Raw genomic sequence first — 14,956 nt, forward strand, 5'->3', positions numbered from 1 at the left:
ACATGGACTGGCGCAACCTCAAAAATAAATCATCGTCACGTACAATGATGCCTGCTGGAGCATCACGACACACTTTTGTTGACCTGGACGCATGTATGCAATCTCTCCGACTTCCGCTTAGCGACTGCCTGGACGCCGCCGTCACGGCCGCACACGCCGGCGCTGCCATTTTACAATCGTACGCCCACAACAGGGCCGAATTGGTTATCGACAAGAAGATGCGTAACGACCTGGTATCCCAGGCCGACCGCGAAGCCGAAGAGGCCGTCATTGAGATCCTGCGCGAACGCACGCCTCAATTGGGCATCGTTGCCGAGGAAAGCGGAGGACAAACCTCTGGAATAGCCACCTGGTATATAGATCCACTCGACGGCACGACCAATTTCCTGCATGGCATCCCCCAGTACGCCGTATCGATCGCGCTGATTGCGCACGCCGGAGCCGTTATCACCGGCGATACGCCGCTTGAGCACGATACACCGGTCATTGGCGTCATTTACGATCCCAACCGCGAAGAACTCTTCACCGCCATGTACGAAGTGGGCGCATGGCTCAACGAGCGGCGCATCAACTGCTCGCAAACCGAAACGCTAAGCGAGTCGGTGGTTGCTACGGGCTTCCCGTTCAGGGATTTCTCGTTCGCCGAGCAATACATGCCCACCCTCGACTATGCCATCAACAATACCCGGGGCGTACGCAGGCTGGGTGCGGCGGCACTGGACCTCGCCTGGGTGGCCTGCGGACGATACGACGGCTATTGGGAAATGGGGCTTGCTCCGTGGGATGTTGCCGCGGGCGCGGTCATTGTCCGGGAAGCCGGCGGCATCTGCGAAGATATCCATCATCGCGACCCGTGGCCCATCAAGGGTTATGTCTATGCCGGCAACGTGCATACCGCCCCTGCGCTCGACGCCATGATCCAGCCCCACCTTATTCAAAAATAAAACCCCTGCAGCGCCTGCCGCCGATCAGGCGGCGGGTGCCTGGCCCGCCAGAGCTTCATCGCGCAAGCTGCGTCGCAGAATCTTGCCGACATTGCTTTTGGGCAGCTCGCTACGGTATTCGAATAAGCGCGGGCGCTTGTAGCCGGTCAGCCGGTCCCTGCACCATGCCTTCAGTGCCTGGTCATCGAGGTCCGGATCTTTCCTGACGACGAAAAGCTTCACCACCTCGCCAGCATGACCGTCCGGCACCCCTATTGCCGCGCATTCCAGCACGCCCGGATGCCCCGACACCACCTCTTCCACCTCCGCGGGATAGACATTGAAGCCGGAGACGAGAATCATGTCTTTTTTTCGATCGATGATGCGCAGACGCCCTTCAGGGCTCATGGTGGCGATATCACCCGTCTTGAAAAAACCGAGGCTGGAGAACGCCTCCTTCGTCTCGTCAGGTCGCTGCCAGTATCCCGGCGTCACTTGCGGCCCCCGCACGGCAAGCTCGCCTGGCTCGCCTCTTGGAACCTCACGGTCCTGGCGGTCCAGCAGCATGACTTCCGTGGAAGGCACGGGAAACCCGATGTCGCCCGAGTACTCAGTGGCATCGGTGGGATTGGCCGAGACCACGGGAGAGGTTTCAGACAAGCCATAGCCTTCGATCAACGGAACCCCTGTGAGGGCTTGCCACTTATCAGCGACCGGCCTGAGCACGGCCGAGCCGCCCCCCAGGCACAGGCGCAAGCCTGAAAAATCGAGTGCCGCGTAACCTTTACTGTTTACCAGGCTATTGAACAATGTATTGACGCCCGGAAATACATGGACGGGATCGCGACGCCATGCCCGCAGAATGCTGGACAGGTCGCGCGGATTGGCGATGAGCACGCCGCACATTCCGGCATGGACCGCGAAAAGCCCACATATCGTCAACGCGAATATGTGATACAGCGGCAAGGCGCTGAGAATCGTCAATGGCTGGCTTGCCAGTTCCCCCAACGCCGGCTGTGCCACCGCGTCGACCTGCAGGACATTGGCAACCAAGTTCCGGTGCGTGAGCATTGCCCCTTTAGGCACGCCGGTCGTACCGCCGGTGTACTGCAACAGCGCGATGTCGTCCAGGGTAAGTTCAGGCCGATCAAGGCGAAGGCGGCCGCCCTGCCGTAGCGCCGTGCTGAAGCGCACGGCCTCGGGCAGCGTGCCGGATGGTATGGCTTTTTTAATATGACGCAGCGTAAAATTGATGGCTCGGCCTTTCCAGCCCAGCATATCGCCCGCCATGACCTTGACCACACATGGCGGCCTAACGTCCGTCGGCACCGCGTCCAACGCCGCTGCGAAATTCTCGAGGATGAAAATGGCCTGTGCACCGCTGTCGCGCAGCTGATACTCCAGCTCCCTCCCGGTATACAGCGGATTTATATTCACGACCACCATGCCGGCACGAAGCGCACCGAGCAACGCCACCATGTATGGCATTACATTAGGCATCATCAGTGCGACACGACTGCCCTGCGGCAACCCTTGCTGCTGGAGCCAGGCCGCAATGGCGTCAGCACGGCGGTCAAGTTCCCGGTAGCTGATACCGCAGCCCATCAGGGTGAGAGCCCGGCGTGAACCATGCTTGCGGCACGCCTTGTCGAGCATGTCGACCAAGGAGGTGTAGGCATTCACATTGATTTCTGCAATCGGGGCTTTGGTAAGTTGCCGCTTGCGAGCCGTGTCCATATGCGTGATAGGCTATACGCCCTTTTTTGTTTCGAGAATTTGATGATACGCTGTCACAGGCGCAAAGTTCGTCGACGCACTCAACAGGACCGAATCATGAAATTATCTGAACCTATTGTCGGATGGAAATCCGAGATTACCGCAATTCGCCGCGATATCCATGCCCATCCGGAACTGGCCTACGAAGAAGTCAGGACGGCGGACGTGGTAGCCGGCAAACTCGAATCCTGGGGAATACCGGTACATCGCGGACTTGGAATCACCGGCGTGGTCGGTACCATACACGGTAAAAGCCAGAATGGCCGGGCGCTGGGCCTGCGCGCCGATATGGACGCGCTACCCATGCAAGAGCTCAATACCTTCGAGCATGCCAGCAAGAACGCGGGCAAAATGCACGCCTGCGGGCACGACGGGCACACCGCCATGTTGCTGGCAGCAGCGCGCTATCTTGCGGAAAACCGCAATTTCGATGGCACCGTATATGTCATATTCCAGCCCGCCGAGGAAGGATTCAGCGGCGCCAAGGCCATGATAGACGACGGTTTGTTTGATCTATTCCCCATGGATGCCGTGTTCGGCATGCACAACTGGCCCGGCATGGACGTAGGCACCTTCGGCGTCATAGCCGGCCCCATCATGGCCTCGAGCAATACGTTTTCCATACGCCTGGAAGGCAAGGGTGCGCATGGCGCCATGCCCCATCTGGGCGTCGATCCGGTCATGGCCGCGGTACAACTGGCCCAAAGTTTCCAGACCATCATCAGCCGGGACCGCAACCCCCTGGATCCCGCCGTGCTGAGCGTTACACAAATCCATTCGGGCTCCGCCGATAACGTCATTCCCAACGACGCGATATTGCGCGGTACGGTGCGTACTTTCTCCGAGCAAACGCTCGACCTTATCGAAAAGCGCATGGCCGAAATCACCGAGCACACCAGCCGGGCATTGAACTGCACCGCTGAATTCAATTTTGTCCGAAAATACCCGCCTACGGTGAATCATGAACGCGAAGCCGCTTTGTGTGCGCAAGTAATGACGGAGATCGTCGGGGCCGACAAGGTCGACCAGGCCGTGCAGCCGTCCATGGGCGCCGAAGACTTCGCCTTCATGCTGAAGGAAAAGCCTGGCTGCTATGTATGGATAGGCAACGGCCAGGGCGATCATCGCAGCATGGGGCACGGAATGGGCCCTTGCATGCTGCATAATGGCAGCTACGATTTCAACGACGATCTGATCCCGCTGGGTGCCACATACTGGGCAGAGCTCGCAATGCAATGGCTGGCGATGCCCGCACGCTGATCCAGCGGCACTGACCGATCATCAACAACGCTTAACGGCCTGCTCAATCAAATGCGCAGGCCGCTCATGAATCTGGAGTCCGCAGCCTTGAGTACCGATAACCATCGTACCGTTTTACCCCCTCCAGAAACGCACGCGGTATTGCGCGTCATGCCGCAGCCTTCCGATGCAAATATTCACGGCGACGTGTTCGGGGGCTGGATCATGTCGCAAGTGGATATCGCCGGGTCGATACCGGCCACCCGCCGTGCCGCCGGCCGGGTAGCCACTATCGCCGTCAATGCATTCCTTTTCAAGCAGCCGGTATTTGTGGGCGACCTGCTCAGCTTTTATGCCGAGATCACGAAGGTCGGCACCACGTCCGTTACGGTATCCGTCGAAGTCTACGCCGAGCGTCAACGACTGGAGCTCGAAGTGGTAAAGGTGACAGAAGCCACGCTTACTTACGTTGCCACCGATGACCAGCGCAAGCGGCGTACTCTTCCACCTGTCTAAAGCAAGGCTCGCCTATGTCGGATACCCCAGTCAAGCCGGAGGAAGGCGAGGCCATAGTCATACCGCGCCGCCTTGACCCCGAAGATGCGCAACTGGCATTGCAGCAACTGCAATCGATACTCAAGCGACAGGAAGTCGTCGAGGCGCTGGCACACCGCCAATACGAAGAAGACGACCGCTCCAACCTCCTGGAAGGCTTGCTGCACCGGCAGCACGAAAACGAGATCAAATCGATCGTCAACGATTTGCATCCTTCGGACATCGCCTTCATTCTCGAATCGCTACCGGTAAACGAACGCCAGGCGGTATGGCAGCTGGTCAGTGCCGAGCACGACGCCGACGTGCTTCTCGAAGTCGATGACTGGGCCCGGGAATCGTTGATCCAGTCCATGGACCACCAGGACCTGATCGCGGCGACCGGGAACATGGACGCCGACGAGATCGCCGATCTGGCTGCCGACCTGCCTGCCGATGTCATTGCGGAAGTGCAAAAAGGACTGACCGACGAAGAACGGGCCCAGCTCATCGAAGCGATGGGCTATCCCGAGGACACCGTCGGCGCCATCATGGACTTCGAAATGGTCCGGGTGCGTGAAGACGTGTCGCTGGAGGTCGTGCTGCGCTATTTGCGGCGTTTGCACGAACTCCCCGACCACACCGACCAGATCTTTGTCGTTGACCGCCAGGACAAGCTGCAAGGGACGCTGTCGCTATCCACCTTGCTGGTGCGCGAACCGGACATGCTGGTGTCCGACGTGATGTCCACGGAATACCTGACTCTCAACCCGCTTGACTCCGACGCCGACGCGGCGGGCGCGTTCGAACGCTACGATCTGGTCTCGGCCGGTGTGGTCGACGACCAAGGGCGGCTGATCGGTCGCGTCACCATCGCCGAAGTGGTGGATGTGATCCAGGAAGACTCCCAGGAACAAGCGCTCTCGCGGGCCGGCCTGCAGGAAGAGGATATCTTCGCGCCCGTGTTCAGCGCCTTGCGCAACCGGGCTCCCTGGCTGTTCGTGAACCTGTGTACGGCGTCGATAGCCTCGCTGGTTGCCTCGCGCTTCGAAGACACGGTCAGCCAGATCGTTATCCTGGCATTCCTGATGTCTATTGTTGCCGGCATCGGAGGCAATTCGGGTAATCAAACCATGACCATGATCATCCGCGCGCTGGCGGTGGGCCGTGTCACCAGTTCCAATGCATGGCGACTGGTCAAGCGCGAACTGACGGTAACCTTGATGGTCGGCGCCTGCGGCAGCCTTGTGGCCGCAAGCTTTGCCTGGGCTATTTCAGGTTCCTTGGCCATCGCCGCGGTCATGATGACCGCGATGATCTGCAATATGCTGATCGGTGCAGCGCTGGGAGTGCTCATACCCATTCTGCGCGACCGCTTCGGCAAAGACCCGGCAATGGGCTCCTCGGTACTGTTGACCTTCGCCACCGACTCACTGGGCTTCCTGATTTTCCTGGGCTTGGCCACCCTATTCCTGATGTAGCAAAGCCCCCGACGCAACACAGACCAATTAAAAACCGGGCTTGCGCCATCGTGGCGCAAGCCCGGTTTTGGCTGCGTGCCCTTTCGAGGCGTCTAAACCAGCTTGCCGTGGCAGTGCTTGTACTTCTTGCCGCTGCCGCATGGGCAAGCATCGTTGCGGCCCACTTTGGGGATGCCTGCGCCGGCGGCGGCCAGGGCTGCCGGCGTCTGGTCGAGTCCGGGGTCTTCTCCGCTTAGCGCCGCATCGTAGTCCGAATGATGGTAGGTAATGTTGTCCAGGCGGGATTCGGGTTCTTCGACCTCGACTTGCTCCGGCGACTGGATCTTGACGGTCATCAATACCCGGACTACCTCGTTGCGGATCCTGTCCAGCATATCGGAGAACAGCTCGAAAGCCTCGCGCTTGTACTCTTGCTTGGGATCCTTCTGGGCGTAACCACGCAGATGGATGCCCTGGCGCAAGTGATCGAGCGCCGACAAGTGGCCGCGCCAATGGGTATCGATGGACTGCAGCAACATGGAGCGCTCGAACGGCGACCAGCCGTCTTTGCCGACCAGGTCGACCTTGGCCTGGTAGACCCGTGTCGCCTCGGCAACGACCCGTTCCAGCAGGTCGTCATCGGTGAGAGCGGGCTCTTTCTCGAGCATTTCGGCAAGAGGTATGGAAAGCTGCCATTCGGCTTCAAGCGCCGCCTGTAATCCGGCGACGTCCCACTGCTCTTCCATGGACTCTTCGGGAATATAGGTGCGGAACTGCTCGGTCATGGCCGCCGTGCGCAGGTTGGCCATGGTATCCGATACATCGGTCGATTCCAGGACTTCGTTGCGCTGTGCATAAAGCACTTTGCGCTGGTCGTTGGCGACGTCGTCGTACTCAAGCAGTTGCTTGCGTATGTCGAAGTTCCGGCCTTCGACTTTGCGTTGGGCGGATTCGATCGAACGCGATACCATGCGCGCCTCGATAGGCTCGCCTTCAGGCAAACGCAGCCGCTCCATGATGGAGCGCACACGGTCGCCCGCAAAAATACGCATCAGGGAGTCTTCCAGCGACAGATAAAAGCGCGATGAGCCTGGATCACCCTGGCGGCCGGCACGACCACGCAGCTGGTTGTCGATGCGCCGCGATTCGTGGCGCTCGGTGCCGATAATGCGCAAGCCCCCCGCCGCCTTTACAGCGGCATTGGCGGGCGCCCACTCGGCCTTTATGATTTCGATACGACGTTCTTTTTCGTCGGCGGACAGCGAGTCGTCGGCACGCACAAGGTCGATTTGCTTTTCGACACTGCCGCCCAGCACGATGTCGGTACCACGGCCCGCCATGTTGGTGGCAATGGTGATGTGGCCGGGCTTGCCCGCTTCGGCCACGATTTCGGCCTCGCGCGCATGCTGCTTGGCGTTGAGCACTTCGTGAGGCAGTTTGGCATTGACCAGCATGCCGGAAAGCAGCTCGGAGTTTTCAATACTGGTGGTGCCCACCAATACCGGTTGGCCGCGCTCGTGGCAGTCTTTGATGTCGGCCAGGATGGCGTTGAACTTTTCCGGATCGGTCTTGAAGACCTGGTCATTCTGGTCCAAGCGCGCCATGGGGCGATTGGTTGGAATAATGACCGTTTCCAGCGAATAGATTTCCTGGAATTCGTAGGCTTCGGTATCGGCGGTTCCTGTCATGCCGGCCAGCTTGCCGTACATGCGGAAATAATTCTGGAAGGTAATCGAAGCCAGGGTCTGGTTTTCGTTCTGGATCCGGACGCCTTCCTTGGCTTCGACGGCCTGATGCAGGCCATCGGACCAGCGGCGACCCGCCATCAGGCGGCCTGTGAACTCGTCAACAATGACGACCTCACCGTCTTGCACGACATATTGCTGGTCGCGGAAGAACAGGTTATGCGAACGCAAAGCGACCATCAAATGATGCATCAGCGAAATATTGCGCGGATCGTAAAGCGACTCGCCTTCAGGCAGCAGGCCAATGCGTACGAGAGTCTCTTCCGCGTTCACATGGCCTGCTTCCGAGAGATGAACCTGCTGGGCTTTTTCATCGACCCAGAAGTCCCCTTCAGGTTCCGGTTCGTGCGCCTTGGGCTCGGCCGCCATGCGCTTCAGCAGGGGCGGCACGGCATTCATGCGTATATATAGTTCGGTATTGTCTTCGGCCTGGCCGGAAATAATGAGCGGCGTACGGGCTTCGTCGATAAGAATGGAATCGACTTCATCGACAATCGCGTAGGACAGCACACGCTGGCGACGGTCCTCGGCACGGAACTCCATATTGTCGCGCAGGTAATCGAAGCCGTATTCGTTGTTCGTGCCGTAAGTGATATCGGCGGCATACGCTGCGCGTTTCTCTTCGTTTTCCTGCTGGGGAACGACCACACCGACGGTCATGCCCAGGAACTGATACAAGCGCCCCATCCATTCGGCATCGCGCCGGGCCAGGTAATCGTTGACCGTAACGACGTGCACGCCCTTTCCAGCAAGCGCATTGAGGTAGACCGCCAGGGTGGCCATGAGGGTTTTACCCTCACCCGTGCGCATTTCGGCGATCTTGCCGTTATGCAGCGCGATGGCGCCAAGCATCTGGACATCGAAATGGCGCATGCCAAAGACACGCTTGCTGGCCTCGCGAACGACAGCAAAGGCTTCCGGCAGCAAATCGTCGAGCGTGACGCCTTGCGCGATGCGCTGACGGAACTCCACAGTCTTGGCGGTGAGATCCGTATCAGCCAGAGCGGCCACTGTGGGCTCGAACGCGTTGATCTGCGTTACTTGCTTGCGATACTGTTTGAGTATCCGGTCGTTACGAGTACCAATGAGCTTTTTTAGCAGAGAAACCATTCTTTTGTCGTGATGCGTCCTTGTTGCGCCTGAACGCGAAAGTCGGCATGCTTGTCTTTTTTGAGTTGGCGGATGAAACCGCAGGAAAACAATACAGTTTAACGCACCTGCGGGACTATGGCTTCAACCGCTTTCGTGGCGTCCACCATCATCTGATTCGGGGCTTCTTGCTTGGCCAGGAACAGAGTCGGATCGAGGGCATGACCCGCCATGCGGACCTCAAAGTGCAGATGTGCTCCCGTAGAGCGGCCGGTGGATCCGACACGGGCAATTTCCTGGCCCTTTTCAACCAGGTCACCCCGCTTTATCTTGATGGAGGAAGCGTGTGCGTAGCGTGTGACCAGTCCATTTCCATGGTCAATCTCGACCAGCTTTCCATAGCCCGGCACGTAGCGCGCCTGCGTCACCACGCCACCCGATGCCGCGTGTATCAGCGCCCCTTTGGGGGCTGCAAAGTCCAGCCCTTCGTGCATCGCATGGCGCCCCGTCACGGGGTTGCGGCGCCAGCCGAATGATGAGCTCAGGTAAGGGTAGTTGACAGGGGTGTAGGTAGGCAGGCTCGCCTCGATGCCCTCGCGTCTGGTCAACACCAGATCCAGCATGGCAAACCAGTCTTTCTGCTCGGAAAGTTGCTCTGCAAGGGAGTCGAGTTCGCGGCCCAGGCTCTGGGCCGTCCATGCCGCGCCCTGCTCGTCGGTGATATAGTCCATGATGGGGACCGCGACGTGATCCAGGCTGGCGTAGATTTCAGGATCGGTATACGAAATCCCGGCGGCATCGGCGACCCGCTTGCTGACACCATCCATGGTAATCAGCCGGGCCTGCAGATCGCCCACTTTCGATGCCAGCAAATTCACGTTCTGGCGGATATATGCCGAATCGCGCGAGGCCTGCTCTGTAATGACGCGCTCCTGCTCAGGATTCAGCACGGGACGGGCATTTAGCTGCGACTGAACCCAGGCACCGGCAACAGCGGATGCAACCATGGCGGCACCCGCGGCCAGGGTCACTATGACGACCCTGAATTTTTTCTTATTAGAATCAGACAATCGATTCCTCATAAATAGATATCTCACTGTAGACCTACAATTAATGTCGCGCTCGTTTCGTTTTATCAGGTCCCCGCGTCCCTTGAACAAGGAGCTTCCCGCCACGCTCGCGGTGAGCTGGCTGGGAAGCGACCAGCAGGGCTCGCAGGTATTGACGACAGCACGTAACTTGATCGCGGTAGAGCACGTGGCAAAAAACGCCATGCCGCCCGCGTTGGCACTGGTATGCAAAGTGGCACGTATAGACAGACAGCAAATTACCCTGGCAGTTCCCAGTGCCGCCTACGCATCCAGACTCAGGCAATTGGCGCCGCGCATTCTCGTGCTGTTGAACGACAACGGTTGGAACCTTACCGAAATCATCGTGAAGGTTCAAGCGGGGTTATTACAGGGCCAGACAAAAACGACATCCCGGCAAGTCGAGCCGCTTGATGCGACAGCCTTGGCGGCATTTGACGAATTGCAACAGAATCTTCCGTCCGGGCCGCTGGCCGACGCCATAGGACGATTGCTTGCGCATCATCGAGACCGATGATGCTGGTGAATGGAGCCAGGAATCAATGAAATACGCTTAGGCGAATTTCCATTCCTGGCTAAATGACTTGGGCGCCGTTTCAGCGGACTCGTAACCAACGAGCTCCCAGCTGTCTTGCTGGGCAAGCAAAGCGCGCGCAAGCTGATTGTTCAGGCCATGCCCCGACTTGCACGCCACATAGCGAGCCACCAGGGGCTTGCCGATAAGGTATAAATCGCCAATGGCATCGAGGATCTTGTGCTTGACGAACTCGTCGTCGTAGCGCAGGCCATCAGTATTGAGGACTCGGTATTCGTCCATGACAATGGCGTTATCCAGGCTGCCGCCGCGAGCAAGGCCTGCCGCCCGCAAGGCTTCCACTTCGCTGACAAAACCGAAAGTACGCGCACGCGCTATGGTTTTGACATAAGAATCTTTTTCGAAATCGACCTCGGCGAAATTGGCCGTGGAGTCGATGGCGGGATGGTGAAAATCGATGGCGAATGACAGGGCGAAGCCGTTGTAGGGCTCGAGCCGGGCCCACTTCAGGTCATCGCCTTCGCCCTCGCGAACCTCGACGGTTTTAAGAACCCGGAGGAACTTCTTGGGCGCCATCTGTTCCTGCAAGCCGGCGGAGCGCAGCAGGTACACGAACGTTCCTGCGCTGCCATCCATGATGGGCACTTCTTCGCCGGTAAGGTCGATGTGAAGGTTATCGACACCCAGTCCGGCAAGCGCCGACATAAGGTGCTCTACCGTGGACACCCGCACATTGCCCTGCTGCAATACCGAAGCCATGCGCGTATTGCCGACTTGGTCCGCCAACGCGGGCAAGTGGACGACGTCGGGGAGATCAACGCGATGAAACACGATACCAGTGTCGGGCGCGGCCGGGCGCAAGGTGATTTCAACCCGCCGGCCTGAATGCAGGCCGACCCCTTTGGTACTGATGGATTTCTGTATGGTGCGTTGACGTAACATATTCTTTAAATTATGAGTTTCATGTTTTGCTGCAAACACATGAAGGACCATTGTAACCGCATGGAGGGTAAACCACTAAACACATGTGTTTCAAATAACTGCAAGGCGCACGCTTTAGCGTTCCCGCCCAGGAAAACGACGACGCACTTGCCCGGGGAGGGAGAAAGTGCGTCAGTCGGCCTGACAAGACAAGTGATTTGTCCCGCAGGCATGTGAGGGGTGGTTTACTGCTTCTGGATACTTCCTGCCGGTCAGTCCGCCTGTTTGCGCAGGAACGCCGGTATATCGAAATGATCCATGCCAGCCGTCTCAAGTGCGCGCACCTGGGCCGAAGCCTGGCTGCGCGGGTTACGAATCACCGAAGGCACTTCGGAGCTGCCGAAATCGTGCCCGCCTGACATCGGTATATTGTCCGTTCCCGTACGGTAAACCTCGGCGGTGTTCTGCACCAACTGCGGACGGGCTACGGCGGCACGACCCAGACCGGTAGCCACGACCGTCACGCGCAAGTTTTCGCCCATGGACTCATCGTAGGCGGTACCGAACACGATCGTCGCGTCATCGGCAGCATAACTGCGGATGGTGTCCATGATCTCACGGGTTTCACGCATCTTGAGGGTGCGGCTTGCGGTGATGTTTACCAACATGCCGCGTGCGCCATGCAAGTCCACGCCTTCGAGAAGTGGGCAGGCGATGGCGCGCTCGGCAGCAACACGCGCACGGTCTGTACCGGCTGCTATCGATGTACCCATCATGGCTTGGCCTTGTTCGCCCATGATCGTCTTGACGTCTTCAAAGTCAACGTTCACGTTACCTTCGACATTGATGATTTCCGCAATGCCGGCGCAGGCGTTATGCAATACATCGTCGGCCGACTTGAAGCAGTCTTCCTGCGTCGCGTCATCGTCCATCAAGTCATACAAGTTCTCGTTAAGCACAACGATCAGGGAATGCACGTGCTTGGAGAGTTCGCAAATACCGTCTTCCGCCATCTTCAGGCGCTTGTTTCCCTCGAACGAAAATGGCTTGGTCACGACGCCGACCGTGAGTATGCCTAACTCTTTGGCGACCTCTGCCACGACGGGACCGGCACCGGTGCCTGTACCGCCACCCATGCCTGCCGTAATGAAGACCATGTGCGCGCCCGTCAGCGCTGCGCGGATTTCCTCGCGCGCGGTCTCGGCGGCAGCCTTGCCCTGTTCGGGCTTGGCGCCGGCGCCAAGGCCCGTACGGCCCAGGCGAATCTGGACGGGCGCCTCGGTCGTTGCCAGGGCCTGGGCATCAGTATTGGCACAAATGAAGTCCACGCCGCTGACACCCGAGCGGATCATATGAGCCACGGCGTTGCCGCCTGCGCCCCCCACTCCCACAACTTTGATCACCGTCCCATTTGCGCTCGTATCGAGCATTTCGAAATTCATCATGATGACTCCCTCACATATCCAGAAAAGCGATAATTACAAAAAGTGTTTTTCCCCGGTACTGCTTTTATTTTTGGAATGGTTTCAAACGAGATGCCAGCCATACCGGCTCGCAACTGATTTGAAACGCTTCCGGAACAGGTTTTGTCCCACCTGTCCTTAGGGCGCGAGCCCTAATTCATGAACCACTCCTTCATGCGTGCCAGAAGAGTCTTGAAACTACCCTTCTGCTGGGCCACCTTGCGGCCCCGCGCACGCTGCAAACGGGCCTCGGACAACAGCCCCATTGCGGTGGAAAATCGCGGATTATGCATAACATCCGCCAGACTGCCTTCGTAAGCCGGCACACCTACGCGCACCGGTTTCAAAAATACGTCTTCGGCAAGCTCGACAATGCCCGGCATCAGGGATGTGCCTCCCGTCAGCACCACGCCCGAGGCCAATAGATCTTCGTAGCCGGATTCGCGCACGATCTGCTGCACGAAGGTGAACAGCTCTTCTATCCGGGGCTCGATGACGGCACCCAGCGCCTGGCGTTTTACCTGCCGATTGGGCCTGTCGCCCAGACCCGGCACTTCAATGTGTTCGTCGGCATTGGCCAGCACCTGCTTCGCAATGCCGAAGCGCAGCTTGATTTCTTCCGCATCGGGCGTGGGCGTGCGCAACATGGCCGCAATATCGCTGGTGATCTGGTCACCCGCAATAGGCACCACCGCGGTATGCCTGATGGCACCGCCGGTGAAAATAGCCACGTCGGTCGTGCCGCCCCCTACATCAACCAGCACCACGCCAAGCTCTTTTTCGTCCGAAGTCAGGCAGGCCAGGCTGGACGCCAGGGGTTGCAGGATCAGGTCCTGCACTTCCAGTCCGCAGCGGCGCACGCACTTGACGATATTCTGGGCTGCGCTGACGGCACCAGTGACGATATGCACCCGCACCTCGAGACGCAGGCCGCTCATGCCGATGGGCTCCCGGATGTCTTCCTGCGAGTCCACGATAAACTCCTGGGTCAGCACGTGCAGCACCTGCTGGTCAGTCGGAATATTCACAGCCTTGGCTGTCTCGATAACACGCGCGACATCGGTGGCGGTGACCTCCTTGTCTTTCACGGCCACCATCCCGCTGGAATTGAAACTGGTGATGTGGCTGCCGGCAATCCCTGTATAAACTTCACGAATCTTGCAGTCGGCCATCAGCTCGGCCTCTTCGAGGGCCCGTTGAATCGAGTTGACGGTCGATTCGATATTGACAACGACGCCTTTACGCATCCCCTGGGATTCGTGTTGGCCCAGGCCCAATACTTCGAAACGCCCTTCTGGCAATATTTCAGCCACTACGGCCACCACTTTGCTGGTGCCGATATCGAGTGCAACGATCAGGTCCTTGATGTCACGGGTCATAATTTTCTATTTGGTAGGTGGAGTTGAAACAGGGGCCAACGTGATGGCAAATCCGTTGGGATAACGTAAATCGGCATAGCTGATCGCACGACCGTCGAGCCGATCATTGAGTACGGGCCACGCCTGCACGAACCGCTCGATACGCGCCGCAAACGGCAGCGCACCGGACCGCCCGTGAGGGTCCGCCATATCGGCAGCTGGATCGCGCCCAAGGCTCAGGCGGGTGCCATCGGACAGCTTGACATCCCAGGCATACCGCGGGCTGAGCGTGACCTCGTGGACACGAAGGCTTAGCGGCGCAAACCAGCGCGCGATCTCGGCGTAGCGCTGAACGACCAGCCGCTCGGAGCTTTCAGGACCATGAAGTTGCGGAAGTTGCGCCTCATCGTCGAGCTCGCCCTGGTTGGCGGCAAAAGCCTCGCCCCATGTGTTGATCATCTGATCTTCATTCCACAATGCCAGGGGCTGCTGCTCTTCGATCTGTACGAACAGCTCGCCGGGCCAGACGCGACGCACACGTGCATGGCGAACCCAGGGCACCGTCTCGATCAATTCCCTCGTGTCATCCAGGTCGATCGAAAAAAAGTTGCCTTTTATTTTGCTGGCTATTGTCGCCCGAACAGTCGCTGTAGAGACGTAATTCAGTGTATCGGTCTGCATCGGCGCTATCCGAATTTGAGCGATATGGAAATAAGGACGTTGCGCAACCCAGACGACCGCGCCCGCGATCATTGCCAATACCGCCAGCAATGCCAGCGTATTCGCGATGAAGTTGGTGAGGCGCGGATCGGAAAACACGATAAGTTC

Annotated in this window: 12 protein-coding genes; 5 read left to right on the forward strand and 7 right to left on the reverse strand. The window is 58.6% G+C overall.

Translation table 11 applies throughout. The features are described from left to right. The first annotated feature begins 95 nt into the window (after positions 1-95). Positions 96-944 (forward strand): inositol monophosphatase family protein, encoded by an 849-nt coding sequence (locus tag CR159_RS16625; RefSeq protein WP_102075120.1) that lies wholly within the window; start codon positions 96-98, stop codon positions 942-944. 24 nt (positions 945-968) lie between these two features. Here the strand turns inward: CR159_RS16625 and CR159_RS16630 are convergent, their stop codons facing one another. Continuing rightward, entirely contained in the window at positions 969-2,660 is a 1,692-nt protein-coding gene (locus tag CR159_RS16630) for an AMP-binding protein (protein ID WP_102075090.1), read from the reverse strand. 96 nt (positions 2,661-2,756) lie between these two features. Between CR159_RS16630 and CR159_RS16635 the strand changes: the two genes are divergently transcribed. The 3 genes from CR159_RS16635 (at position 2,757) to mgtE (ending at position 5,950) form a co-directional block, all read left to right on the forward strand. Then, positions 2,757-3,959 carry a M20 aminoacylase family protein gene (locus CR159_RS16635; RefSeq protein WP_102075091.1) on the forward strand — a complete coding sequence of 401 codons (1,203 nt, stop codon included), beginning with the start codon at positions 2,757-2,759 and terminating at the stop codon, positions 3,957-3,959. 150 nt (positions 3,960-4,109) lie between these two features. Then, positions 4,110-4,454 carry an acyl-CoA thioesterase gene (locus CR159_RS16640; RefSeq protein ID WP_233208368.1) on the forward strand — a complete coding sequence of 115 codons (345 nt, stop codon included), beginning with the start codon at positions 4,110-4,112 and terminating at the stop codon, positions 4,452-4,454. Between the two features lie 14 nt (positions 4,455-4,468). Further along, positions 4,469-5,950, forward strand: coding sequence for a magnesium transporter (gene mgtE / locus CR159_RS16645; protein ID WP_102075092.1), 1,482 nt, complete (start codon positions 4,469-4,471; stop codon positions 5,948-5,950). A 92-nt stretch (positions 5,951-6,042) separates the two neighbouring features. Here the strand turns inward: mgtE and secA are convergent, their stop codons facing one another. Continuing rightward, positions 6,043-8,784 (reverse strand): preprotein translocase subunit SecA, encoded by a 2,742-nt coding sequence (gene secA / locus CR159_RS16650; RefSeq protein ID WP_102075093.1) that lies wholly within the window; start codon positions 8,782-8,784, stop codon positions 6,043-6,045. A 98-nt stretch (positions 8,785-8,882) separates the two neighbouring features. Continuing rightward, positions 8,883-9,833: a M23 family metallopeptidase gene (locus tag CR159_RS16655; RefSeq protein WP_233208366.1), complete on the reverse strand. Its 951-nt coding sequence runs from the start codon at positions 9,831-9,833 to the stop codon at positions 8,883-8,885. A 43-nt stretch (positions 9,834-9,876) separates the two neighbouring features. On the opposite strand from CR159_RS16655, the gene CR159_RS16660 reads away from it, so the two are divergent. Continuing rightward, the gene (locus CR159_RS16660; protein WP_102075095.1) at positions 9,877-10,368 is read left to right on the forward strand and encodes a DciA family protein; all 492 of its coding nucleotides are present in this window, start codon (positions 9,877-9,879) and stop codon (positions 10,366-10,368) included. Between the two features lie 36 nt (positions 10,369-10,404). On the opposite strand, the gene lpxC is transcribed toward CR159_RS16660, so the two are convergent. The 4 genes from lpxC to CR159_RS16680 all read right to left on the reverse strand — a co-directional run bounded on the left by lpxC (position 10,405) and on the right by CR159_RS16680 (position 14,947). Further along, positions 10,405-11,328 carry a UDP-3-O-acyl-N-acetylglucosamine deacetylase gene (gene lpxC, locus CR159_RS16665; RefSeq protein ID WP_102075096.1) on the reverse strand — a complete coding sequence of 308 codons (924 nt, stop codon included), beginning with the start codon at positions 11,326-11,328 and terminating at the stop codon, positions 10,405-10,407. A 251-nt stretch (positions 11,329-11,579) separates the two neighbouring features. Further along, the gene (ftsZ, locus tag CR159_RS16670) at positions 11,580-12,752 is read right to left on the reverse strand and encodes a cell division protein FtsZ (RefSeq protein ID WP_102075097.1); all 1,173 of its coding nucleotides are present in this window, start codon (positions 12,750-12,752) and stop codon (positions 11,580-11,582) included. Positions 12,753-12,922: 170 nt separating this feature from the next. Continuing rightward, positions 12,923-14,149 (reverse strand): cell division protein FtsA, encoded by a 1,227-nt coding sequence (gene ftsA, locus CR159_RS16675; protein WP_102068761.1) that lies wholly within the window; start codon positions 14,147-14,149, stop codon positions 12,923-12,925. Positions 14,150-14,155: 6 nt separating this feature from the next. Further along, the gene (locus CR159_RS16680; RefSeq protein WP_102075098.1) at positions 14,156-14,947 is read right to left on the reverse strand and encodes a cell division protein FtsQ/DivIB; all 792 of its coding nucleotides are present in this window, start codon (positions 14,945-14,947) and stop codon (positions 14,156-14,158) included. Positions 14,948-14,956: the final 9 nt, after the last annotated feature.

The organism is Pollutimonas subterranea (assembly GCF_002849655.1).
Classification (GTDB): Bacteria; Pseudomonadota; Gammaproteobacteria; order Burkholderiales; family Burkholderiaceae_B; genus Pollutimonas; species Pollutimonas subterranea.

What these genes read in the sequence shown, in the direction of transcription:
- ftsZ (WP_102075097.1), bottom strand. Translation starts at nt 12,752, where the DNA reads ATGATGAATTTCGAAATGCTCGATACGAGCGCAAATGGGACGGTGATC.
- lpxC (WP_102075096.1), bottom strand. Translation starts at nt 11,328, where the DNA reads ATGTTACGTCAACGCACCATACAGAAATCCATCAGTACCAAAGGGGTC.
- CR159_RS16625 (WP_102075120.1), top strand. Translation starts at nt 96, where the DNA reads ATGCAATCTCTCCGACTTCCGCTTAGCGACTGCCTGGACGCCGCCGTC.
- CR159_RS16635 (WP_102075091.1), top strand. Translation starts at nt 2,757, where the DNA reads ATGAAATTATCTGAACCTATTGTCGGATGGAAATCCGAGATTACCGCA.
- ftsA (WP_102068761.1), bottom strand. Translation starts at nt 14,149, where the DNA reads ATGACCCGTGACATCAAGGACCTGATCGTTGCACTCGATATCGGCACC.
- CR159_RS16630 (WP_102075090.1), bottom strand. Translation starts at nt 2,660, where the DNA reads ATGGACACGGCTCGCAAGCGGCAACTTACCAAAGCCCCGATTGCAGAA.
- secA (WP_102075093.1), bottom strand. Translation starts at nt 8,784, where the DNA reads ATGGTTTCTCTGCTAAAAAAGCTCATTGGTACTCGTAACGACCGGATA.
- CR159_RS16660 (WP_102075095.1), top strand. Translation starts at nt 9,877, where the DNA reads ATGTCGCGCTCGTTTCGTTTTATCAGGTCCCCGCGTCCCTTGAACAAG.
- CR159_RS16640 (WP_233208368.1), top strand. Translation starts at nt 4,110, where the DNA reads ATGCCGCAGCCTTCCGATGCAAATATTCACGGCGACGTGTTCGGGGGC.
- mgtE (WP_102075092.1), top strand. Translation starts at nt 4,469, where the DNA reads ATGTCGGATACCCCAGTCAAGCCGGAGGAAGGCGAGGCCATAGTCATA.